Origin of the sequence: Microbacterium sp. SA39 (genome assembly GCF_000967865.1) — a bacterium.
In the GTDB taxonomy this organism is placed as follows: Bacteria; Actinomycetota; Actinomycetes; order Actinomycetales; family Microbacteriaceae; genus Microbacterium.
In genome coordinates this window covers 119,653-136,542 of the sequence record NZ_JXRU01000031.1, presented here as the reverse complement: position 1 = coordinate 136,542, position 16,890 = coordinate 119,653, and the positions used below count along the sequence as shown (strand labels likewise).

15 protein-coding genes are annotated in these 16,890 nt (G+C 69.0%); 3 read left to right on the top strand and 12 right to left on the bottom strand.

What is annotated here, in order from left to right:
* Positions 1–108: 108 nt before the first annotated feature.
* Positions 109–1,482, bottom strand: coding sequence for a replication-associated recombination protein A (locus RS85_RS07370; RefSeq protein ID WP_082087530.1), 1,374 nt, complete (start codon positions 1,480–1,482; stop codon positions 109–111).
* A 113-nt stretch (positions 1,483–1,595) separates the two neighbouring features.
* On the opposite strand from RS85_RS07370, the gene RS85_RS07365 reads away from it, so the two are divergent.
* Positions 1,596–1,901, top strand: coding sequence for a hypothetical protein (locus tag RS85_RS07365; RefSeq protein WP_046012780.1), 306 nt, complete (start codon positions 1,596–1,598; stop codon positions 1,899–1,901).
* 12 nt (positions 1,902–1,913) lie between these two features.
* Here RS85_RS07365 and RS85_RS07360 read toward each other — a convergent pair whose 3' ends face one another.
* The 4 genes from RS85_RS07360 to nirB are packed head-to-tail and all read right to left on the bottom strand — an operon-like array spanning position 1,914 to position 6,809.
* On the bottom strand, positions 1,914–3,041 hold the full coding sequence (locus RS85_RS07360) for a uroporphyrinogen-III synthase (protein ID WP_046012779.1): 1,128 nt from the start codon (positions 3,039–3,041) through the stop codon (positions 1,914–1,916).
* Positions 3,038–3,850: a uroporphyrinogen-III C-methyltransferase gene (cobA, locus tag RS85_RS07355; RefSeq protein ID WP_082087529.1), complete on the bottom strand. Its 813-nt coding sequence runs from the start codon at positions 3,848–3,850 to the stop codon at positions 3,038–3,040. The genes RS85_RS07360 and cobA overlap by 4 nt, the downstream gene beginning before the upstream one ends.
* The gene (gene nirD, locus RS85_RS07350; protein ID WP_046012778.1) at positions 3,850–4,233 is read right to left on the bottom strand and encodes a nitrite reductase small subunit NirD; all 384 of its coding nucleotides are present in this window, start codon (positions 4,231–4,233) and stop codon (positions 3,850–3,852) included. The genes cobA and nirD overlap by 1 nt, the downstream gene beginning before the upstream one ends.
* Positions 4,230–6,809, bottom strand: coding sequence for a nitrite reductase large subunit NirB (nirB, locus tag RS85_RS07345; RefSeq protein ID WP_200894800.1), 2,580 nt, complete (start codon positions 6,807–6,809; stop codon positions 4,230–4,232). The genes nirD and nirB overlap by 4 nt, the downstream gene beginning before the upstream one ends.
* A 218-nt stretch (positions 6,810–7,027) precedes the next feature.
* Here nirB and RS85_RS07340 point away from each other — a divergent pair, with 218 nt between their 5' ends.
* A complete protein-coding gene (locus RS85_RS07340; protein ID WP_200894799.1) occupies positions 7,028–8,380 on the top strand; it encodes a DUF349 domain-containing protein in 1,353 nt (450 codons plus the stop codon).
* A gap of 64 nt (positions 8,381–8,444) precedes the next feature.
* A complete protein-coding gene (locus RS85_RS07335; RefSeq protein WP_052703472.1) occupies positions 8,445–8,996 on the top strand; it encodes a type IV toxin-antitoxin system AbiEi family antitoxin in 552 nt (183 codons plus the stop codon).
* Here RS85_RS07335 and RS85_RS07330 read toward each other — a convergent pair.
* The 7 genes from RS85_RS07330 to ruvC all read right to left on the bottom strand — a co-directional run bounded on the left by RS85_RS07330 (position 8,983) and on the right by ruvC (position 16,864).
* Complete coding sequence (locus RS85_RS07330; protein ID WP_046012777.1) at positions 8,983–11,235, bottom strand: RelA/SpoT family protein; 2,253 nt, start codon at positions 11,233–11,235, stop codon at positions 8,983–8,985. The genes RS85_RS07335 and RS85_RS07330 overlap by 14 nt on opposite strands.
* 69 nt (positions 11,236–11,304) lie before the next feature.
* Positions 11,305–12,294 carry a protein translocase subunit SecF gene (gene secF, locus RS85_RS07325; RefSeq protein ID WP_046012776.1) on the bottom strand — a complete coding sequence of 330 codons (990 nt, stop codon included), beginning with the start codon at positions 12,292–12,294 and terminating at the stop codon, positions 11,305–11,307.
* A complete protein-coding gene (gene secD / locus RS85_RS07320; RefSeq protein ID WP_046012775.1) occupies positions 12,294–14,063 on the bottom strand; it encodes a protein translocase subunit SecD in 1,770 nt (589 codons plus the stop codon). The genes secF and secD overlap by 1 nt, the downstream gene beginning before the upstream one ends.
* Positions 14,064–14,118: 55 nt before the next feature.
* Positions 14,119–14,565 carry a preprotein translocase subunit YajC gene (locus tag RS85_RS07315; protein WP_327037202.1) on the bottom strand — a complete coding sequence of 149 codons (447 nt, stop codon included), beginning with the start codon at positions 14,563–14,565 and terminating at the stop codon, positions 14,119–14,121.
* A gap of 72 nt (positions 14,566–14,637) precedes the next feature.
* Positions 14,638–15,663: a Holliday junction branch migration DNA helicase RuvB gene (ruvB, locus tag RS85_RS07310; protein WP_046012773.1), complete on the bottom strand. Its 1,026-nt coding sequence runs from the start codon at positions 15,661–15,663 to the stop codon at positions 14,638–14,640.
* On the bottom strand, positions 15,656–16,276 hold the full coding sequence (gene ruvA / locus RS85_RS07305; protein ID WP_046012772.1) for a Holliday junction branch migration protein RuvA: 621 nt from the start codon (positions 16,274–16,276) through the stop codon (positions 15,656–15,658). Before ruvA ends, ruvB begins: the two co-directional genes overlap by 8 nt.
* 27 nt (positions 16,277–16,303) lie before the next feature.
* Positions 16,304–16,864 carry a crossover junction endodeoxyribonuclease RuvC gene (gene ruvC, locus RS85_RS07300; RefSeq protein WP_046012771.1) on the bottom strand — a complete coding sequence of 187 codons (561 nt, stop codon included), beginning with the start codon at positions 16,862–16,864 and terminating at the stop codon, positions 16,304–16,306.
* Positions 16,865–16,890 lie beyond the last annotated feature (26 nt).

Genomic DNA, 16,890 nt, shown 5'->3' with positions numbered 1-16,890 from the left:
GTTCTGCCTGAGGGCGCACGCCGGGGCGCCGTGAAGGTGGGGTGTGAACGAGGAGATGCCCGAAAACTCGGTTTCGAGCCGCTCAAGTCTAACAGATCGCCGGATGCGTCAACGATCACCCAGGATGCGGCGGATCCGCTCGAGCCGCGCGGCCACGTCACGCTCCGCCCCGAGCGACTTCGGTTCGTAGTAACGCCGACCGTCGAGCTCGTCCGGCAGATACTGCTGCGGCACGATGCCGTACTCGCTGTCGTGCGAGTAGACGTAGCCCTTGCCGTGCCCGAGCCGCTTGGCGCCCGGGTAATGCGCGTCGCGCAGGTGCAGGGGCACACGCCCGAAGCCGCCCTTGCGGATGTCGGCGATCGCGGCATCGATACCGACGTAGGCGGCGTTGGACTTCGCGGTCGTGGCGAGGTACACCGTGGCCTCGGCGAGCGGGATCCGCCCCTCCGGCATCCCGATGAAGGCCACGGCGTCGGCGGCGGCGACCGCGATCACGAGACCCTGCGGGTCGGCGAGCCCGACATCCTCGGATGCCGAGATCACCAGCCGGCGGGCGATGAAGCGGGGGTCCTCCCCCGCTTCGATCATGCGCGCGAGGTAGTGCAGTGCCGCGTCGGGGTCGGACCCCCTGATCGACTTGATGAACGCGCTGATGACGTCGTAGTGCTCGTCGCCCTGACGGTCGTAGCGCAGCAGCGCCTTGTCGACGGCCTGAGAGACGTCGTCGGCGGAGACGGTCGGCACGGCGGCCTCGCCGGCATCCTTATTCTTCTTCTTCCCGCCGGCTTTCGCCTCGGTGGAGTGCGAGACGGCGACGGCGGCCGCCGCCTCGAGGGCGGTGAGCGCTCGGCGCGCGTCTCCGGAGGAGAGTCGGATGAGCGCGACGCGCGCCTCGTCGCTCAGCACGACGGAACTGTTGAGACCGCGGGCATCCGTCACCGCCCGGTCGATCAGCACGCCGATGTCATCGTCGGTGAGCAGCTGCAGAGTGAGCAGCAGAGACCGCGACAGCAGCGGGGAGATCACCGAGAAGGAAGGGTTCTCGGTCGTCGCGGCGATCAGGATCACCCAGCCGTTCTCGACACCCGGGAGCAGCGCATCCTGCTGCGCCTTGGTGAACCGGTGGATCTCATCGAGGAAGAGGATCGTCGTCTGCCCGTAGAGGTCTCGCTGGGTGATCGCCTCCTGCATCACCTCGCGTACGTCTTTCACCCCTGCGGTGACCGCGGAGAGCTCGACGAACCGGCGTCCGGAGGAGCGCGCGATGGCCTGCGCCAGTGTGGTCTTCCCGGTGCCGGGCGGCCCCCACAGGATCATCGAGACCCCGCCGGGCGACGTCGCATCCGGGTCGGCCAGCGCGACGATGGGTGATCCCGCGCGAAGCAGATGCCGTTGTCCCGCGACCTCGTCGAGCGAGATGGGGCGCATGCGCACGGCGAGGGGCGTCTGCCCGGAGAGCAGCGCGGCAGGAGACGTCATCGTTCCAGGCTACTGGCGGGTCCCGACACTCAGTCCCCGCTCAACGCCGCGGTCCGCCGACGGTAGGCTCTGAGGCGACGTCGCGCACAGTGGCAGGGATGGGAGATCGAGGCATGGCCGCACGCGGTTCGAGGAGCACGAGGCAGGAGCGCGTTCAGGCTGAACGCCGCACACGCCTGCACACCGCGCGCACGATCTGGCACCAGGGGCAGATCCGCCGCCGAACTCGTGACAACGTCGTGGCAGCGGTCGTCGGCTCCCTGATCGTGCTCGCCGCCATCGGCAGTCAGGTCGTGCACGCCCAGGTCACCGCACCGGAGCCCACGCCGACGCCGACCGTCGAGCCCTCGACCTCACCTTCCGAGGCACCGACCGAGACGCCGATGCCCATCCCCTCCGACACTCCCGCCGCGGAGTAGCGCGCCGCTTCGTCAGTACTCCAAAACGGCGAGGCGGTATCCGCGCTTGACCACGGTCTGCACGAGCTCCGCGCCGCACAGCGACTCCCGCAGCCGCGCCACGGCGACCTCGACCGCGTGACCGTTGCGGTCCCCGCCCGGTAGCACCCGGGCGATCTCTGCTCGCGAGAGTACGCGTCCTCCGGCCATGAAGAGCGCCTCGATGAGTCCCGCTGCAGTGCGCGACAACGGCAGGAAGCGCGCATCGAGCAGCACGCCGCCGCTGCGCACCTCGAGTCGTCCGGCATCCGTCTCCACCGACGGCGCGCGACCTCCGCCGAAGTGCGCGATCACGCAGCGCGCGAGAGAGCCGAGGCGTCCGCGGTCGGCGATCGTCGTCGGCAGACCGGCCGCCACGAGCGGGCCGGCCGTGATGGGCCCGACGGCCGCGAGGAGCAGCCTTCCGGCCGCCGCACGACGACGGATGTCGTCGAGCACTCCGGCTTCCTCCGCGACGGCGAGCCAGGATGCCGCGCCCGGGGCCGAGGTGAACAACACGGCGTCCGCTTCGCCTGCCCCCGCCTGCCGGGCGGACCGGCGGACGACCTCGGGGTCCGGGGGCGGACCCCAGCGATAGACGGTCACGCTCACGACCTCCGCGCCCGCCTCGGCCAGAAGCTCGTCGAGCCCGTCGGAGCCTGCGCCATGGTGCTGCACCACGATCCGCTTCCCGGAGATCCCGGAAGCGAGCAGGTACTCCCCGACCTCGGCCGACGTCTCCGACTCCGCGACCCAGTCGGCGGCGAAGCCGGCCTGCTGGATCGCGCCATGGGCCTTGGGGCCGCGGGCGACGAAGTGCGCGCCGCGCAGAGCGGCCACGATGCCCTCGTCGAGACCGTGCTCGTGCGCGGCGTCCATCCATCCCCGGAATCCGACGCCGGTGGTGACGACGACGATGTCCGGCGGTGCGGCGATGAGCTGTTCGGTCCGGCGCATCAGCTCGACGTCGTCGGCGTTGGCGACGATGCTCAACGCCGGTGCGCGATGCACCTGCGCGCCTCGCCGTTCGAGCGCGGTGGCGAGATCGACCGAGCGGCGGTCGGCAGCGACGATGATCGTGCAGCCCGCGAGGGCGGAGTCGAGCGTGGGTGTGTTCGTCACGCGGAGCTCTCCGCGAACTGGTGCGATGTCGGCAGGAGGAGGCCGGCGCGGGCGACGTCGCCGATCACGATCACGGCGGGATTGGTCACCTCCGCGTCGCTCGCGTCAGCCACGATGGCGCCGAGGGTGCTCCGCACGGTCCGCTGCCGCGCCGTATGCCCGTTCTCGACGATCGCGACCGGGCGGTCGGCGGGGATGCCGTGATGGAGCGCGGCCTCGACCAGACGCGGAAGCGCCGCGACGCCCATCAGCACCACCGTGGTCACCGACCTGTCGGCGAGCGATGCCAGCGTGCTGTCGGTGAACGGCCCCTGACCGTTCACCACGTGAAGAGCGGATGCCACCCCTCGATGCGTCACCGGGATGCCGGCCGCCTGCGGAACCGAGATCGCGCTGCTCACTCCGGGAGTCACTGACACGGGGATCCCCGCCGCCTCGCACGCGAGCACCTCCTCGCCTCCCCGGCCGAGGACGAAGGGGTCGCCGCCCTTCAGACGGACCACTCGCTTTCCTGCGCGCGCGTGGTCCACGAGCAACGCGTTGATCTGTGCCTGCGGAACCGGGTGGTGGCCGGGGCGCTTGCCGACATCGATGACGATGACGTGGGGCGCGAGCTGCGTGCGCACCTCGTCGGCGGGTCCGAGCCGATCGGCGACCACCACGTCGGCCTCCGCGAGCAGGCGATGCGCACGGAGGGTCATCAGATCCGCAGGTCCCGGGCCACCGCCGACGAGATCGACGCGCCCCACACGCGTCGATCCGCCGCTCGTCCATGATTCCGCCGTCCTCCTCCGGCGGAACCCGAACATCACTCGCCCCTCTCCCCTGCGGTCGCGCTGGCGGAGACGTCGACATGCACGTCATCTCCGATCACCACGACCGGCCAGACGCGCAACGCGGCATCCGCCTTGCCCTGCGTCTCGAGGCAGACGCCCGTGCGCAGATCGAAGACCTGCTTGTGCAGCGGGGACGCGACCGTGGGAGCATCGCCGCGACTGCCGACGATGCCGCGCGAGATCACGTTGGCGCCGCTGTACGGGTCGAGGTTCGAGACGCCGTACACCGTTCCGTCCGGGAGCAGGAACAGCGCCACCTGCTCGTCGCCCAGGAGCGCTGCGCGACCGCGCTCCACCTCCAGGTCGGCGACCGTGCACACCCGCACCATCGTCTGCTCCGCGATCAGATCCGTCATCGCCGTACCTCCAGTGCCGTGCCGGCGATCAGGATCGCACCCGACCGCCGCTCCTCGGCCGTCGCGGGCCTGACCTGTCCGCGCTCGGCCACGTAGCCCAGCGAGGGATCCGGCGTGTCCGCGGCGTTCACGAACGAGCGGAACCGCTCGAGCTTCTGCGGATCCCGCAGGGTCGCCGCCCACTCGTCCTCGTACCGCTCCACATGGATCGACATCGCGGCATCGAGGTCGTCGCAGATCCCGAGGCTGTCGTCGAAGATCACCGCACGGAGGCCGTCGAGCCCGCCCTCGAGGTCTTCGCACCACGGGGCCGTGCGCTGCAGGCGATCGGCCGTGCGGATGTAGTACATGAAGAAGCGGTCGATCGCGCGGATTAGTCCGTCGTCGTCGAGGTCGGAGGCGAGCAGCTGCGCGTGTCGAGGCGTGAACCCGCCGTTGCCGCCGACGTACATGTTCCACCCGTTCTCGGTGGCGATGACGCCGACGTCCTTGCCGCGGGCCTCGGCGCATTCACGGGCGCATCCGGACACCCCGAGCTTGAGCTTGTGCGGCGCGCGGAGTCCGCGGTAGCGCAGCTCGAGCTTCACCGCCATGCCCACCGCGTCCAGGACCCCGTAGCGGCACCAGGTCGAGCCGACGCACGACTTCACCGTGCGCAGGGACTTGCCGTAGGCGTGACCCGACTCGAACCCGGCGTCGACCAGGCGCTCCCAGATCAGCGGCAGCTGCTCGAGCCGGGCTCCGAACATGTCGATCCGCTGGCCGCCGGTGATCTTCGTGTAGAGCGCGAAGTCCTTCGCGATCTGGCCGATCGCGAGCAGGCCGTCCGGAGTCACCTCGCCGCCCGGCATCCGGGGAACCACCGAGTACGTGCCGTCCTTCTGCATGTTCGCCATCACGTGGTCGTTCGTGTCCTGCAGGGTCGCGTTCTCCCCGTCGAGCACGTGCGCACCCACGAGCCCCGACAGGATGCTGGCGATCGCCGGCTTGCAGATGTCGCACCCGCGACCGCGTCCGAACCGCTCGACGATCGAACTGAAGGTGGACAGCTCGGCGACGCGCACGGCATCGAACAGCTGGCGGCGCGACATGTCGAAGTGCTCGCACAGCGCATTCGACACGGTCTGGCCGAGCTTGGTCAACTCCTGCCCGACGACCTTCTTCACCATCAGCACGCACGAGCCGCAGGTCGCGCCCGCCTTGGTGCAGCCCTTGACGGCCGCCGCATCGCGACATCCCTCCTCGTGCACGGCCTGACGGATCCGTCCCGCGGAGACGTTGGAGCACGAGCAGACGACGGCCTCGTCCGGAAGCTCGCCACCGGGTGCCTCGTTACCGCCTTCCGGAAGAAGGTATGCGGACGGGTCGGCACCGAGCTTCGCACCCACCAGGGGCCGCAGAGAGCCGTACGCGCTGGCGTCGCCGACCAGGATGCCGCCGAGCAGCGTCTGCGCATCGTCGGAGAGCACGAGCTTCTTGTAGACGCCGGCCACCGGATCGGCGTAGACGACGTCGAGCGCGTCGGGCGTGCGGGCGAGAGCGTCGCCGAAGCTCGCGACATCCACGCCGGACAGCTTGAGCTTGGCCGACTCGTCGTATCCGGGGAAGCTGGCCTCTCCGCCGAGCAGCCGGGTCGCCGCGACCTCCGCCATCGCGTAGCCGGGTGCCACCAGGCCCACGCATCGGTCGTCGAAGTTGGCGACCTCGCCGATCGCGAGGATGTGCGGATCCGACGTCGAGCAGCGCTCGTCGATGAGCACGCCACCGCGCGGATGCACGTCGAGTTCGGCGTTGCGCGCCAGCTCGTCGCGGGGCCGCACGCCCACGGTGAAGACCACGACGTCTGCGCGCTGGAACGACCCGTCCTGGAACTCGAGAGCCGTCACGGCTCCCGACTCGTCAGGGTCGAGCCGCGTCGTGCGCGCCTGAGTGCGCACCGTGATGCCGCGCGCCTCGAGCAGGCGCTTCAGCATCCCGCCGCCGGCCTGATCCAGCTGCGCCGACATCAGCCGGTCGGAGTACTGCACGACCGTCGTGTCGACGTCGAGTCCCTGCAGCGCACCGGCCGCCTCCAGTCCCAGCAGGCCGCCGCCGATGACCGCGCCGCGCAGAGGGCGCCCGAGCTGGCGCGAGCGCGCAGTCACGAAGTCACGCAGCGACTGGACGTCGTCGAGCGTCCTGTAGACGAAGCAGCCCGGCAGGTCGGCGCCGTCCACAGCCACCCGTGCCGCGTAGGAGCCGGTCGCGAGGACGAGCGTGTCGTACTCGTACTTCCGACGTGAGCGGGTGCGCACGGCTCGCCCCGCACGGTCGATGCGCAGCACGCGGTCGTTCGAGAGGAGACGCACACGAGCGTCCCTGAAGACGGAACGGTCGAGTTCCAGGTCGTCGGGCGACGCGCCCGCGAAGAAGCTGGTCAGGCCGACACGGTCGTAAGGGCCGCGACCCTCGTCACCGATCACGGTGACCCGGACGTCGGCGTCGGCTCGGCTGAGCAGACTCTCCACGAACCGGTGCGCCACCATGCCCGCTCCGACGACGAGGATCTCGTGCGGCGTGGATGCGGTGTCGTTCATGGGGCTCCTGTCGACCGGGGGAAGTGTCGTGTTGGCGACGATAGGAGCGCCGTGTTTCCCGGACAGGACGCTGCATGTTTCGCCCGTCGAACGATCTCCTCACAGATCGGTAACGGTGATGTGAGAAAGGGCGCGACCTCACCGGCGACCCGCGGGCGTACTAGGCTGAGCCTCGTCCTTTCCGCCTCCCGCGGCCCTACCGCGCAAGGAGAATCACCGTGTCTGCCACCGAGCCGTCGAAGCCGACTCCGCCCGTTCCCGCACCCCCCGCCGTTCCGATGCCTCGAAAGGCGCCGAACCCGGCCGCCGTCGCCCCGGTCGCTCCGGCACCGGCAGCATCGTCGTCGTCCGCAGAATGGGGCCGGGTCTCCGAAGACGGCACGGTCGAGGTGCATGAAGGGGACGACTGGCGGGTCGTCGGCCAGTACCCGGACGGAACGCCCGAGGAAGCCCTCGCCTACTTCGTTCGCAAGTTCGACGACATCGCCTTCAAGGTTCACGCGCTCGAGCAGCGTCACCAGGCCGGCGGCGCGTCCGCTAGCGATCTGGCCAAGCAGGCCGGCCACCTCATCGACGAGGCGACGGATGCCGCCGCCGTCGGCGACCTCGCCGGCCTCCGCGATCGACTGAACGCGCTCACCGCATCGCTGTCGGAGGCGACCGAGCAGGAGGCGCAGGCGGCCAAGGAGCTCGTCGACAGGGCGATCGCCGAACGGACGGTGCTCGTCGAGCGCGCCGAGGCCATCGCCGCGCGCGACCTCAGCAAGGTGCAGTGGAAGCAGGTCACCGCCGAGCTCGGCGAGCTGTTCGACGCCTGGCAGGCGCAGCAGCAGAACGGCCCGCGCCTGTCGAAGGGCATCTCGCAGCAGCTCTGGAAGCGATTCCGAGACGCGCGTGCGGTCGTCGACAAGCAGCGCCGGGCCTTCTACTCCGAGCTCGACGACACGCACAAGCTCGCCCGCGATGCCAAGACGCGGCTGGTCGAGCGCGCCGAGGCTCTCGCGCCGCGCGGCACCGACGGCATCCCGGCCTACCGCACGCTCCTCGACGAGTGGAAGGCTGCCGGACGCGCTGGACGCAAGGCAGACGACGCCCTCTGGGCGCGCTTCAAGGCAGCCGGCGACGCTCTGTACGCCGCCCGCGCCGAGCAGTCTGCGGCTGAGGAGGCCGAGTCCGCCCCGAAGATCGAGGCACGCGAAGCCCTCCTCGAAGAGGCCAAGGCCGTCGCCGACGAGTCGAACATCAAGCGTGCTCGCGCGATGCTCACGCGCATCCAGCAGCAGTGGGACGAGCTGGGGCGCGTCTTCCCCCGCGAGAAGGAGCGTGCTCTCGATGACCGCCTCCGCGTCATCGAGCAGGCGTTGAAGGCCCGCGAAGAGGTCGACTGGAAGAAGAACAACCCCGAGACCAAGGCCCGTGCGAACGACATGAGCTCGCAGCTGCTCGAGGCCATCGAGAAGCTCGAGGCAGAACTCGCCGCCGCCGAGAAGGCCGGCGACAAGAAGGCCGCCAAGACCGCGGCCGACGCCCTCGAGGCACGACGCACCTGGCTCAACGCGCTCGGCGGCTGACCCGGTTCTCCACAGTTCGTTCCACCTCACACGCACGCGGGGTGCATTCCGCCACACTGGCCGGATGCACCCCGCCTTCCTGTATCTGCCCGGCGCGCGCCTCAGTCAGGCTGAGCTGAGCGCCGCTCGGATCGACGGACACCTCGTGGAACTCGGCGAGGCCTACGTCCCGGCCGACCTCGTCGAGACCGCAGACGCGCGGGCGAGCACCCTGGCTTCGCTCGTGCAGCCGGGCACCGCGGCATCCGGTCCCACGGCGGCCTGGATCCACGGCGCCGGCGACGCCCCGCCCGCGGTGCACCATGTGAAGCGCTCCGTTGATCGCAGGCTTCGGCCGCGGACCAGTGGCCGGCTCGTCTATCACGACACGCTGCTCGCGGCATCCGATCTGCAGATCCTCGGAGACATCGCCGTGTCCACTCCGCAGCGCACCCTGCTCGACCTCGCCACCGCGCTGCATCGGGACCCGCGGGTGCTGCCATGGATGGACCAGCTCGCGCGCGCCTTCCCCGGTCTGGCGGCCGAGAGCGCCACCACCCTGAGATCCCTGCGGCGCGTGCCCGGAAGCCGAGCCGGCTCGGCAGCGCTGGAGCGCCTGGCTGTCAGGACGATGTGACGCGGTACACGTCGTAGACAGCGTCGATCCTCCGCACCGCGTTGAGCACGCGATCCAGATGCACGGCGTCGCCCATCTCGAAGACGAACCGGCTCAGCGCCAGACGCTCGTCGTTCGTCGTGACGGTCGCCGACAGGATGTTGACGTGATGCTCGCTCAGAACTCGGGTCACGTCCGAGAGGAGACCGGAGCGATCCAGCGCCTCGACCTGGATCTGCACGCGGAAGACGCTCTTGGTCGTCGGTGCCCAGGACACCTCGACGAAGCGATCCTGCTCGGCGCTCAGCGCCTTCACGTTGACGCAGTCCGCGCGGTGCACGGACACGCCGCTGCCTCGGGTCACGAAGCCGACGATCGGGTCGCCCGGCACCGGCGTGCAGCACTTCGCGAGTTTGACCAGGATGTCAGCGGCGCCGCGCACCAGCACACCGGAGTCCCCGGAGCGAGGTTCGCGGGTCGGGACACTGCCGGGAAGATCGATGGTCCCGGTCGCCGGGTCGGCCGCGGCGACGAGCGCCGTGACCTTCTCGAGCACGGACTGCGTGGAGACATGCCCCTCGCCGACGGCGGCGTACAGCGCGGTGACGTCTTCGTAGTGGAGCTGGTGGGCGACCTCGGCGAAGGAGTCCTGGCTCATCAGCTTCTGCAGAGGCAGGTTCTGGCGGCGCATCGCGCGGGCGATGGCCTCCTTGCCCTGCTCGATGGCCTCTTCGCGACGCTCCTTGGTGAACCAGCCGCGGATCTTGTTGCGGGCGCGGGTGCTGGCGACGAATCCGAGCCAGTCCTGGCTGGGACCGGCATCCGGGTTCTTCGAGGTGAACACCTCGACGACGTCGCCGCTCTTCAGCTCTGATTCGAGCGGGACCAGGCGGCCGTTGACCTTCGCACCCATGGTGCGGTGGCCGATCTCGGTGTGCACGGCGTACGCGAAGTCGACGGGGGTCGCGCTGGCGGGCAGACCGATGACGCGGCCCTTCGGCGTGAAGACGTAGACCTCTTTGGCGCCGATCTCGAAGCGCAGCGAATCGAGGAACTCACCGGGATCGGCGGTCTCGGCCTGCCAGTCGGAGATGTGCGCCAGCCAGGCCATGTCGGTGTCGGAGGCGCGGACCTCGGTCTTTCCGCCGCCGTTCATCCGCTCTTTGTACATCCAGTGCGCGGCGACGCCGTACTCCGCCTGCTGGTGCATCTCGTGCGTGCGGATCTGGATCTCGACCGTGCGGCCGGCGGGACCGATCACGGTGGTGTGCAGCGACTGGTACAGGTTGAACTTCGGTGTCGCGATGTAGTCCTTGAACCGGCCGGGCAGCGGTGTCCAACGGGCGTGGATCGCGCCGAGCACGGCGTAGCAGTCGCGCACCGAGGCGACGAGCACCCGGATGCCGATCAGGTCGTAGATGTCGTCGAATTCGCGGCCCCGGACGACCATCTTCTGGTACACCGAGTACAGCTGCTTCGGGCGCCCGACGACCTTGCCACGGATGCGCAGATCGCGCAGGTCCTCGTCGATCTCCTCGACGACCTGAGCCAAGTACTTCTCCCGCTGTGGTGTGCGCTGCGCGATGAGGCTGTGGATCTCGTTGTAGATCTTCGGGTGCAGGACGGCGAACGACAGATCCTCGAGCTCGGACTTGATCGCCTGGATACCGAGGCGATTCGCCAGCGGCGCGTAGATCTCCAGCGTCTCCTTGGCCTTCTTCGCCGCCTTCTCCGGCGGCACGAAGCCCCAGGTGCGCGCGTTGTGCAGGCGGTCGGCGAGCTTGATGAGGAGCACGCGGATGTCCTTCGACATCGCCACGATCATCTTCCGGACCGTCTCGGCCTGCGCGCTCTCGCCGTACTTGACCTTGTCGAGCTTGGTGACGCCGTCGACCAGCATCGCGACCTCGTCACCGAACTCGGCCGTGAGGTCGGTCAGCGCGTAGCCCGTGTCCTCGACCGTGTCGTGCAGAAGTGCGGCCGCGATCGCCCGCGGGCCGAGGCCCAGTTCGGCGAGGATCTGCGCGACGGCGAGCGGGTGCGTGATGTACGGTTCGCCGCTCTGGCGCTTCTGGCCCTCGTGCTTCTCCTTCGCGACGCCGTACGCGCGCTCGATGACGGGGAAATCGCCACGCGGGTGGTTGGCTCGGACTGTGCGGATCAGATTGTCGAGGTCGTTGATCCGGGATGCGCGCGAGAAGATGCGGGGCACCAGTCGTCGCAGACTGGAACCCTGCGACGACGTCTGCGGCTCCGCCATCCACTCACCTCCCGAATCTTCTCATCTTACGCGTGCTGTGCGGGACGAGCTCCCGCGGTGAGGGAACGATCAGGCGTTGACGGAGGCCTTGCTGCGCGCCTCGCGGATGCGCGCGTTTCGCTCCTTCAACTGCGGCTCGTTCTCGCGGAACAGCGAGTACAGCGGCGCTGCGACGAACAGCGTCGAGTACGTCGCGACGAGGATGCCGACGAAGATCGACAGCGAGATGTCGGTGAGCGACTCGGCGCCGAGCCAGAACGCGCCGATGAAGAGCACCGCGCCGACAGGGAGGGCCGCGACGACCGAGGTGTTGATGGAACGAACCAGCGTCTGGTTCACTGCCAGGTTGACGGATTCGCCGAACAGCCGGGCGGACTTCTCGCCGTCCTCTGTCGTGTTCTCTCGGATCTTGTCGAACACGACGGTGGTGTCGTACAGCGAGTACGAGAGGATCGTCAGGAATCCGATGACGGCGGCGGGCGAGATCTCGAAGCCCGCCAGCGCATAGACGCCCACCGTGATGACGAGCACGTCGAGCAGACCGATGATCGCCGCGGCCGACATCTTCCAGGTGCGGAAGTAGATCGCGAGAATGAGGAAGGTCAGCGCCAAGAAGATGGCGAGCCCCCAGAGGGACTGCTTCGTGACGTTCTCGCCCCAGGCCGGGCCGATGAACGACGACGTCACTTCCGCCGCTTCGACCTCGTAGGCGTCGGCGAGGGCTACACCGACCTGCTCCGTCTCATCGGCGCTCATCTGATCGGTCTGCACGCGCACATCGCGATCGTTGACGATCACGACCTTCGCGGCGGCACCAGGGACGACCGACTGCACGGCTTCGGTCGCTGTCTCCTGATCGAGGCTGTCGGGTGCCTGCACCGTGAACTGCGAACCACCGGTGAACTCGATGGAGAACTGGACCGGACGGAACAGCGGCACGAGCGCCGAGCCGACGACGAGCGCGATGGCGATGATGAACCACAGGCGGCGCTTGCCGACGAACGGGAAGGAGGTCTTTCCCGAGTAGAGGTTGTTGCCGAATTCACTCATGGAAGGCATCAGGCGTCTCCCTCCTTGGTTCCGTTGGTGGCACTGTCGTCGTCAGCGGGTCTACCTCCCGCGAGGGCTTCCGCGCGCTTGCGCTCGGCGATGGTCTGTCGACGATCGGCCTCACCGCGGGCGCGGGCGTTCTTCGCACCGCGTCCCGTGGTGGTGCTGGAGACCTCGCGGAACTGCGACCGACTGCGGTAGACGGCGCCGAGGGCCTCGGGATCGAGCCCTGACAGCTTGTGTCCACCGCCGAAGAAGCGCGTGCGAGCCAGGAGCTGCATCACGGGGTGCGTGAAGATGACGAAGATGAACACGTCGATGAGCGTCGTGAGACCCAATGTGAACGCGAAGCCCTTCACCGTGGAGTCCGCGAGGATGTAGAGCACCACGGCCGCGAGGATGTTGATCGACTTCGAGATGTAGATCGTGCGCTTCGCCCGACCCCAGCCGTCTTCGACCGCCGCGGTGATGGACTTGCCGTCGCGCAGCTCATCTCGTATTCGTTCGAAGTAGACGATGAACGAGTCGGCAGTGAATCCGATCGACACGATGAGGCCGGCGACACCCGCGAGCGAGAGGCGGAAGCCGAGGCGCCAGGCCAGGATGCAGATGATCACGTATGTCAGCACGGCCATCACCGCGATCGACGCGATGATCACCGTTCCGAGCGCTCGATACACGATCAGCGAGTAGATGGCGACGAGCGCGAGACCGATGAGACCCGCGATGAGTCCGATCTGCAGCTGCTGCGTGCCGAGCGTGGCCGAGATGGTGTCGGAGCTCAGCACGGTGAAGCTGAGCGGCAGAGCACCGAATTTCAGCTGATCGGCGAGCGTCGTCGCGCTCTCCTGCGTGAAGCTGCCCGAGATGCTGGGGCGACCGTCGAGGATCACGCCGTTCATCCGCGGAGCACTGAGCACGTCGCCGTCGAGCACGAAGGCGAACTGGTCGCGAGGCGCCGCCCCCGCGATGCGGTTCTGGTTCAGCCGCGTGCTGACCACGCCGAAAGCGTCGCCGCCCTCACCGCTCATCGTCAGCTGCACGAGCCAGGCGCCCGACTGCGGGTCGCGTCCGGCGGTCGCGTCCGTGATGGCCGTGCCGTCGAGCTCGGCCGGACCGAGCAGGTACTTCTGGGTGTCATCGGGCGAGCAGGCGATCACCGGCTGGTCCTTCGGAGCACGGGCCGGGTCGTTGTCCGGGTTGGCGCAGTCATAGGCCGCGAACTCGGCGGCGAGCTTCTCGGTCACCCAGGCCGTGTCGCTCGCGTCCGTGGGCTGCGCCGTCGGCGTCGCGTTGAGCGACGGATCGGGCGACGGGAGGGGGGTCTCGATGCCGTCTTCGCCGACGAATGTCGTCGCAGTGGCAGCGGTGGTCTGGAGTACCGGACGGAATTCGAGCTGCGCACTGGACTGGATTCGCTCCCGCGTCTGCTCGTCCGCCACGCCCGGGATCTGGACGACGATGTTCTGTCCGCCCTCGGTGGTGATGTCGGCCTCGGCGACACCCGACGCGTCGACGCGCTGCCGGATGATCGCCGCCGCCTGGTCGAGCTGCTCGGCGCTCGGCGCCGCGCCGTCCTCGGTCTCAGCACCCAGAACGATTTGAGTACCGCCCTGGAGGTCGAGCGCGAGCTCAGGCGACCACGAACTCACCGCTTGCCCGTCGGCAACCTTGATGACGTAGACGCCCAGCGCGTTGATGCCGAAGAGCACGCCCGTCACGAGGAGCAGGCCGAGAAGGACCCGCCAGGCATGACGGACCGGAGAGGATGAAGCCACGTGTGTTCAGCTTTCTGAGATGCCGGAGATGCGGGAAGCAGCGCTGGCGGCGGTCTTACTTGTCGTCTGCATCCCGCTCGAGGCGGGCGCGCGTCTCCTCGGGCGTCTCGATCGCCGGAGCGTCGGCTGCTGCGGCGGGACGTTCGTCGAACGCGACGACCGGCGCGTCTGCGACCTGAGCCTCGTCGGCGGGCGCATCCACCAGTGCGTCCTCGACCACGACGTCCTTGGGCTCGACGATGCGGAGGATGGCCTGGCTGTGCACCTCGATGATGGTGCCGGGTGCGATCTCGACGAGGGCCGGGGAGTCGAGATCCTCCGGGTCGTACGCGACGATCGTGCCGTAGATGCCGCCCTGGAGCAGGACCTTGACGCCGGGAACGGTCTTGGTCGCCTTCTCCTCCTGTTCGGCCTTCATCTGCTTCGTGCGCTTGCGCGTGTTGAAGATCATGAAGACGAGGAGGACGGCGAGGAGGCCGAAGAGGAGGAATTCCATGGGCATGGGGGAAGCGCCTTTCGCAGGTGCACGCACCAGCCTTTGGGCGCACAGAGGTATCCGGGAAGTCTTCAGCGATTATAGGTCATCAAGACGAAGCGTCCCGTCCGGATGCGGCACGCCGAGGTGTGCGTACGCCTCCGGCATCGCCACCCGGCCGCGCGGAGTGCGCCCGAGAAAACCGATGCGGACGAGATACGGCTCGACGACGCTCTCGACCGTCTCGCCCTCTTCGCCGACCGCAACCGCGAGCGTGCTGAGTCCAACCGGTCCCCCGCGGAAGCGTCGGACCAGTGCCTCGAGCACCGCACGGTCCAGCCTGTCGAGACCGATCGCGTCGACGTCGTACAGCTCCAGCGCGGCACGGACGTCGTGCATGGTCGCCGAGCCGTCGCCGTGCACCAGCGCGTAGTCGCGCACGCGGCGGAGAAGGCGGTTCGCGATCCTGGGGGTGCCACGCGAGCGGCGCGCGATCTCGGCCAGCGAATCCCGCGGGATCTCGACGCCGAGCACGACGGCCGATCGCTCGATGACCTGCTCGAGCTCGTGCTCCTCGTAGAACTCGAGGTGTCCGGTGAACCCGAACCGGTCGCGCAGCGGGTTCGGCAGCAGGCCCGACCGGGTCGTCGCCCCCACCAGCGTGAAGGGGGCGAGTTCCAGCGGGATGCTGGTCGCTCCGGCGCCCTTTCCGACCATGATGTCGATGCGGTAATCCTCCATCGCGAGGTACAGCATCTCCTCGGCGGAGCGCGCCATGCGGTGGATCTCGTCGATGAACAGGACCTCGCCGGGGACGAGGCTCGACAGCAGCGCGGCGAGATCGCCGGCGTGTTGGATCGCGGGGCCGCTGGAGAGCCGCAGGGGCCGCTCGCTCTCGTGCGCGACGATCATGGCGAGCGTGGTCTTGCCGAGCCCGGGCGGGCCCGCGAGAAGGATGTGATCGGCGGGGCGGCTCTGGATGCGCGCGGCTTCGAGCAGAAGCTGCAGCTGACCCCGCACCTTCTGCTGGCCGACGAACTCGCTGAGGCTGGTGGGGCGCAGCGCGCCCTCGATCGCGAGCTCGGTGTCGTCGGCCGGCTCGGTGGCGTCGCGGGCGTCAGACACGCGCCTGGCCCCCCTGCGCCGGTCCCAGCAGCGCGAGCGTGTGTCGCAGCAGGGAGGAGACCGAGCCGCGCTCGGCATCCGTCGCGTCCGCCGCGGTCTGGGCGGCCGCCTCTGTCGCGACCTTCTCCGACCAACCGAGGCCGATGAGGGCTGCGGCCACCTGCGAGACCACGTCGGTGCCCGGGGAGGCCGCGTTCCTCTTCGGAGTCGCCGTCGGGTGCACCTTCCCGGCGAGCTGCAGCACGATGAGCTTCGCTGTCTTGGGCCCGATGCCGGAGACGCGTCGGAACGGTGCGTCGTCCTCGGCGTTGACCGCGTCAGCGATCTGATCGACCGTGAGATGCGAGAGCACCCCCAGGGCCGACTTCGGGCCGACGCCGGTCACGCTGATCAAAAGGCCGAAGATCTCCAGCTCATCGCGCTCCACGAATCCGAAGAGCGAGAGCGAGTCCTCACGGACGATCAGGCTCGTGTGCAGCCGGAGCTGCTCGCCCACGGTCGCGGTGTGCGCGACATCCGCCGGCACGGCGACCGAGAAGCCGACTCCGCCCACCTCGATGACGACCTGATCGGATGTCGCATGCAGGACGACACCGTGCAGAGAGGAGATCATCCTCTCAGCCTAGAGCGTGACTCGTAGCTATGTTCGAGCGACACGCTCGGCGGCGGCCCAGGCGCGCTGCGCCGGGGTGAGCGCCCCCTGCGCGGCGACCGCACCGCCGCGTCGCCACGCGTGGCACAGCGCGATCGCGAGGGCGTCCGCGGCATCCGCCGGCTGCGGCGGTGCGTCCAGACGGAGGATCCGAGCGATCATCGCCTGCACCTGGCGCTTGTCGGCGGAGCCGTAGCCCGTCACCGCCGCCTTGACCTCGCTCGGTGTGTGAGTCGCCGCGGGGAGTCCGGATTCGGCGGCGATCAGCAGAGCGACGCCGCTCGCCTGGGCGGTGCCCATCACGGTGTGCGTGTTCTGCTGCGCGAAGACCCGCTCGACGGCAACGGCATCCGGCCGATGTTCGGCGATCGCATCACGGATGCCGGCGGCCACGATCGCGAGCCGGTCACCGATCTCCGCATCGGGAGACGAGCGGATCACGCTCACGTGCACGAGCGTCCCGCGTCGTGACCGGTCGACGTCGACGATGCCCACGCCGCAACGTGTGAGGCCGGGGTCGATACCGAGCACGCGCAGGGAGGAGGTCACTCCCCCAGGCTAAGCCGGGCGGCGGC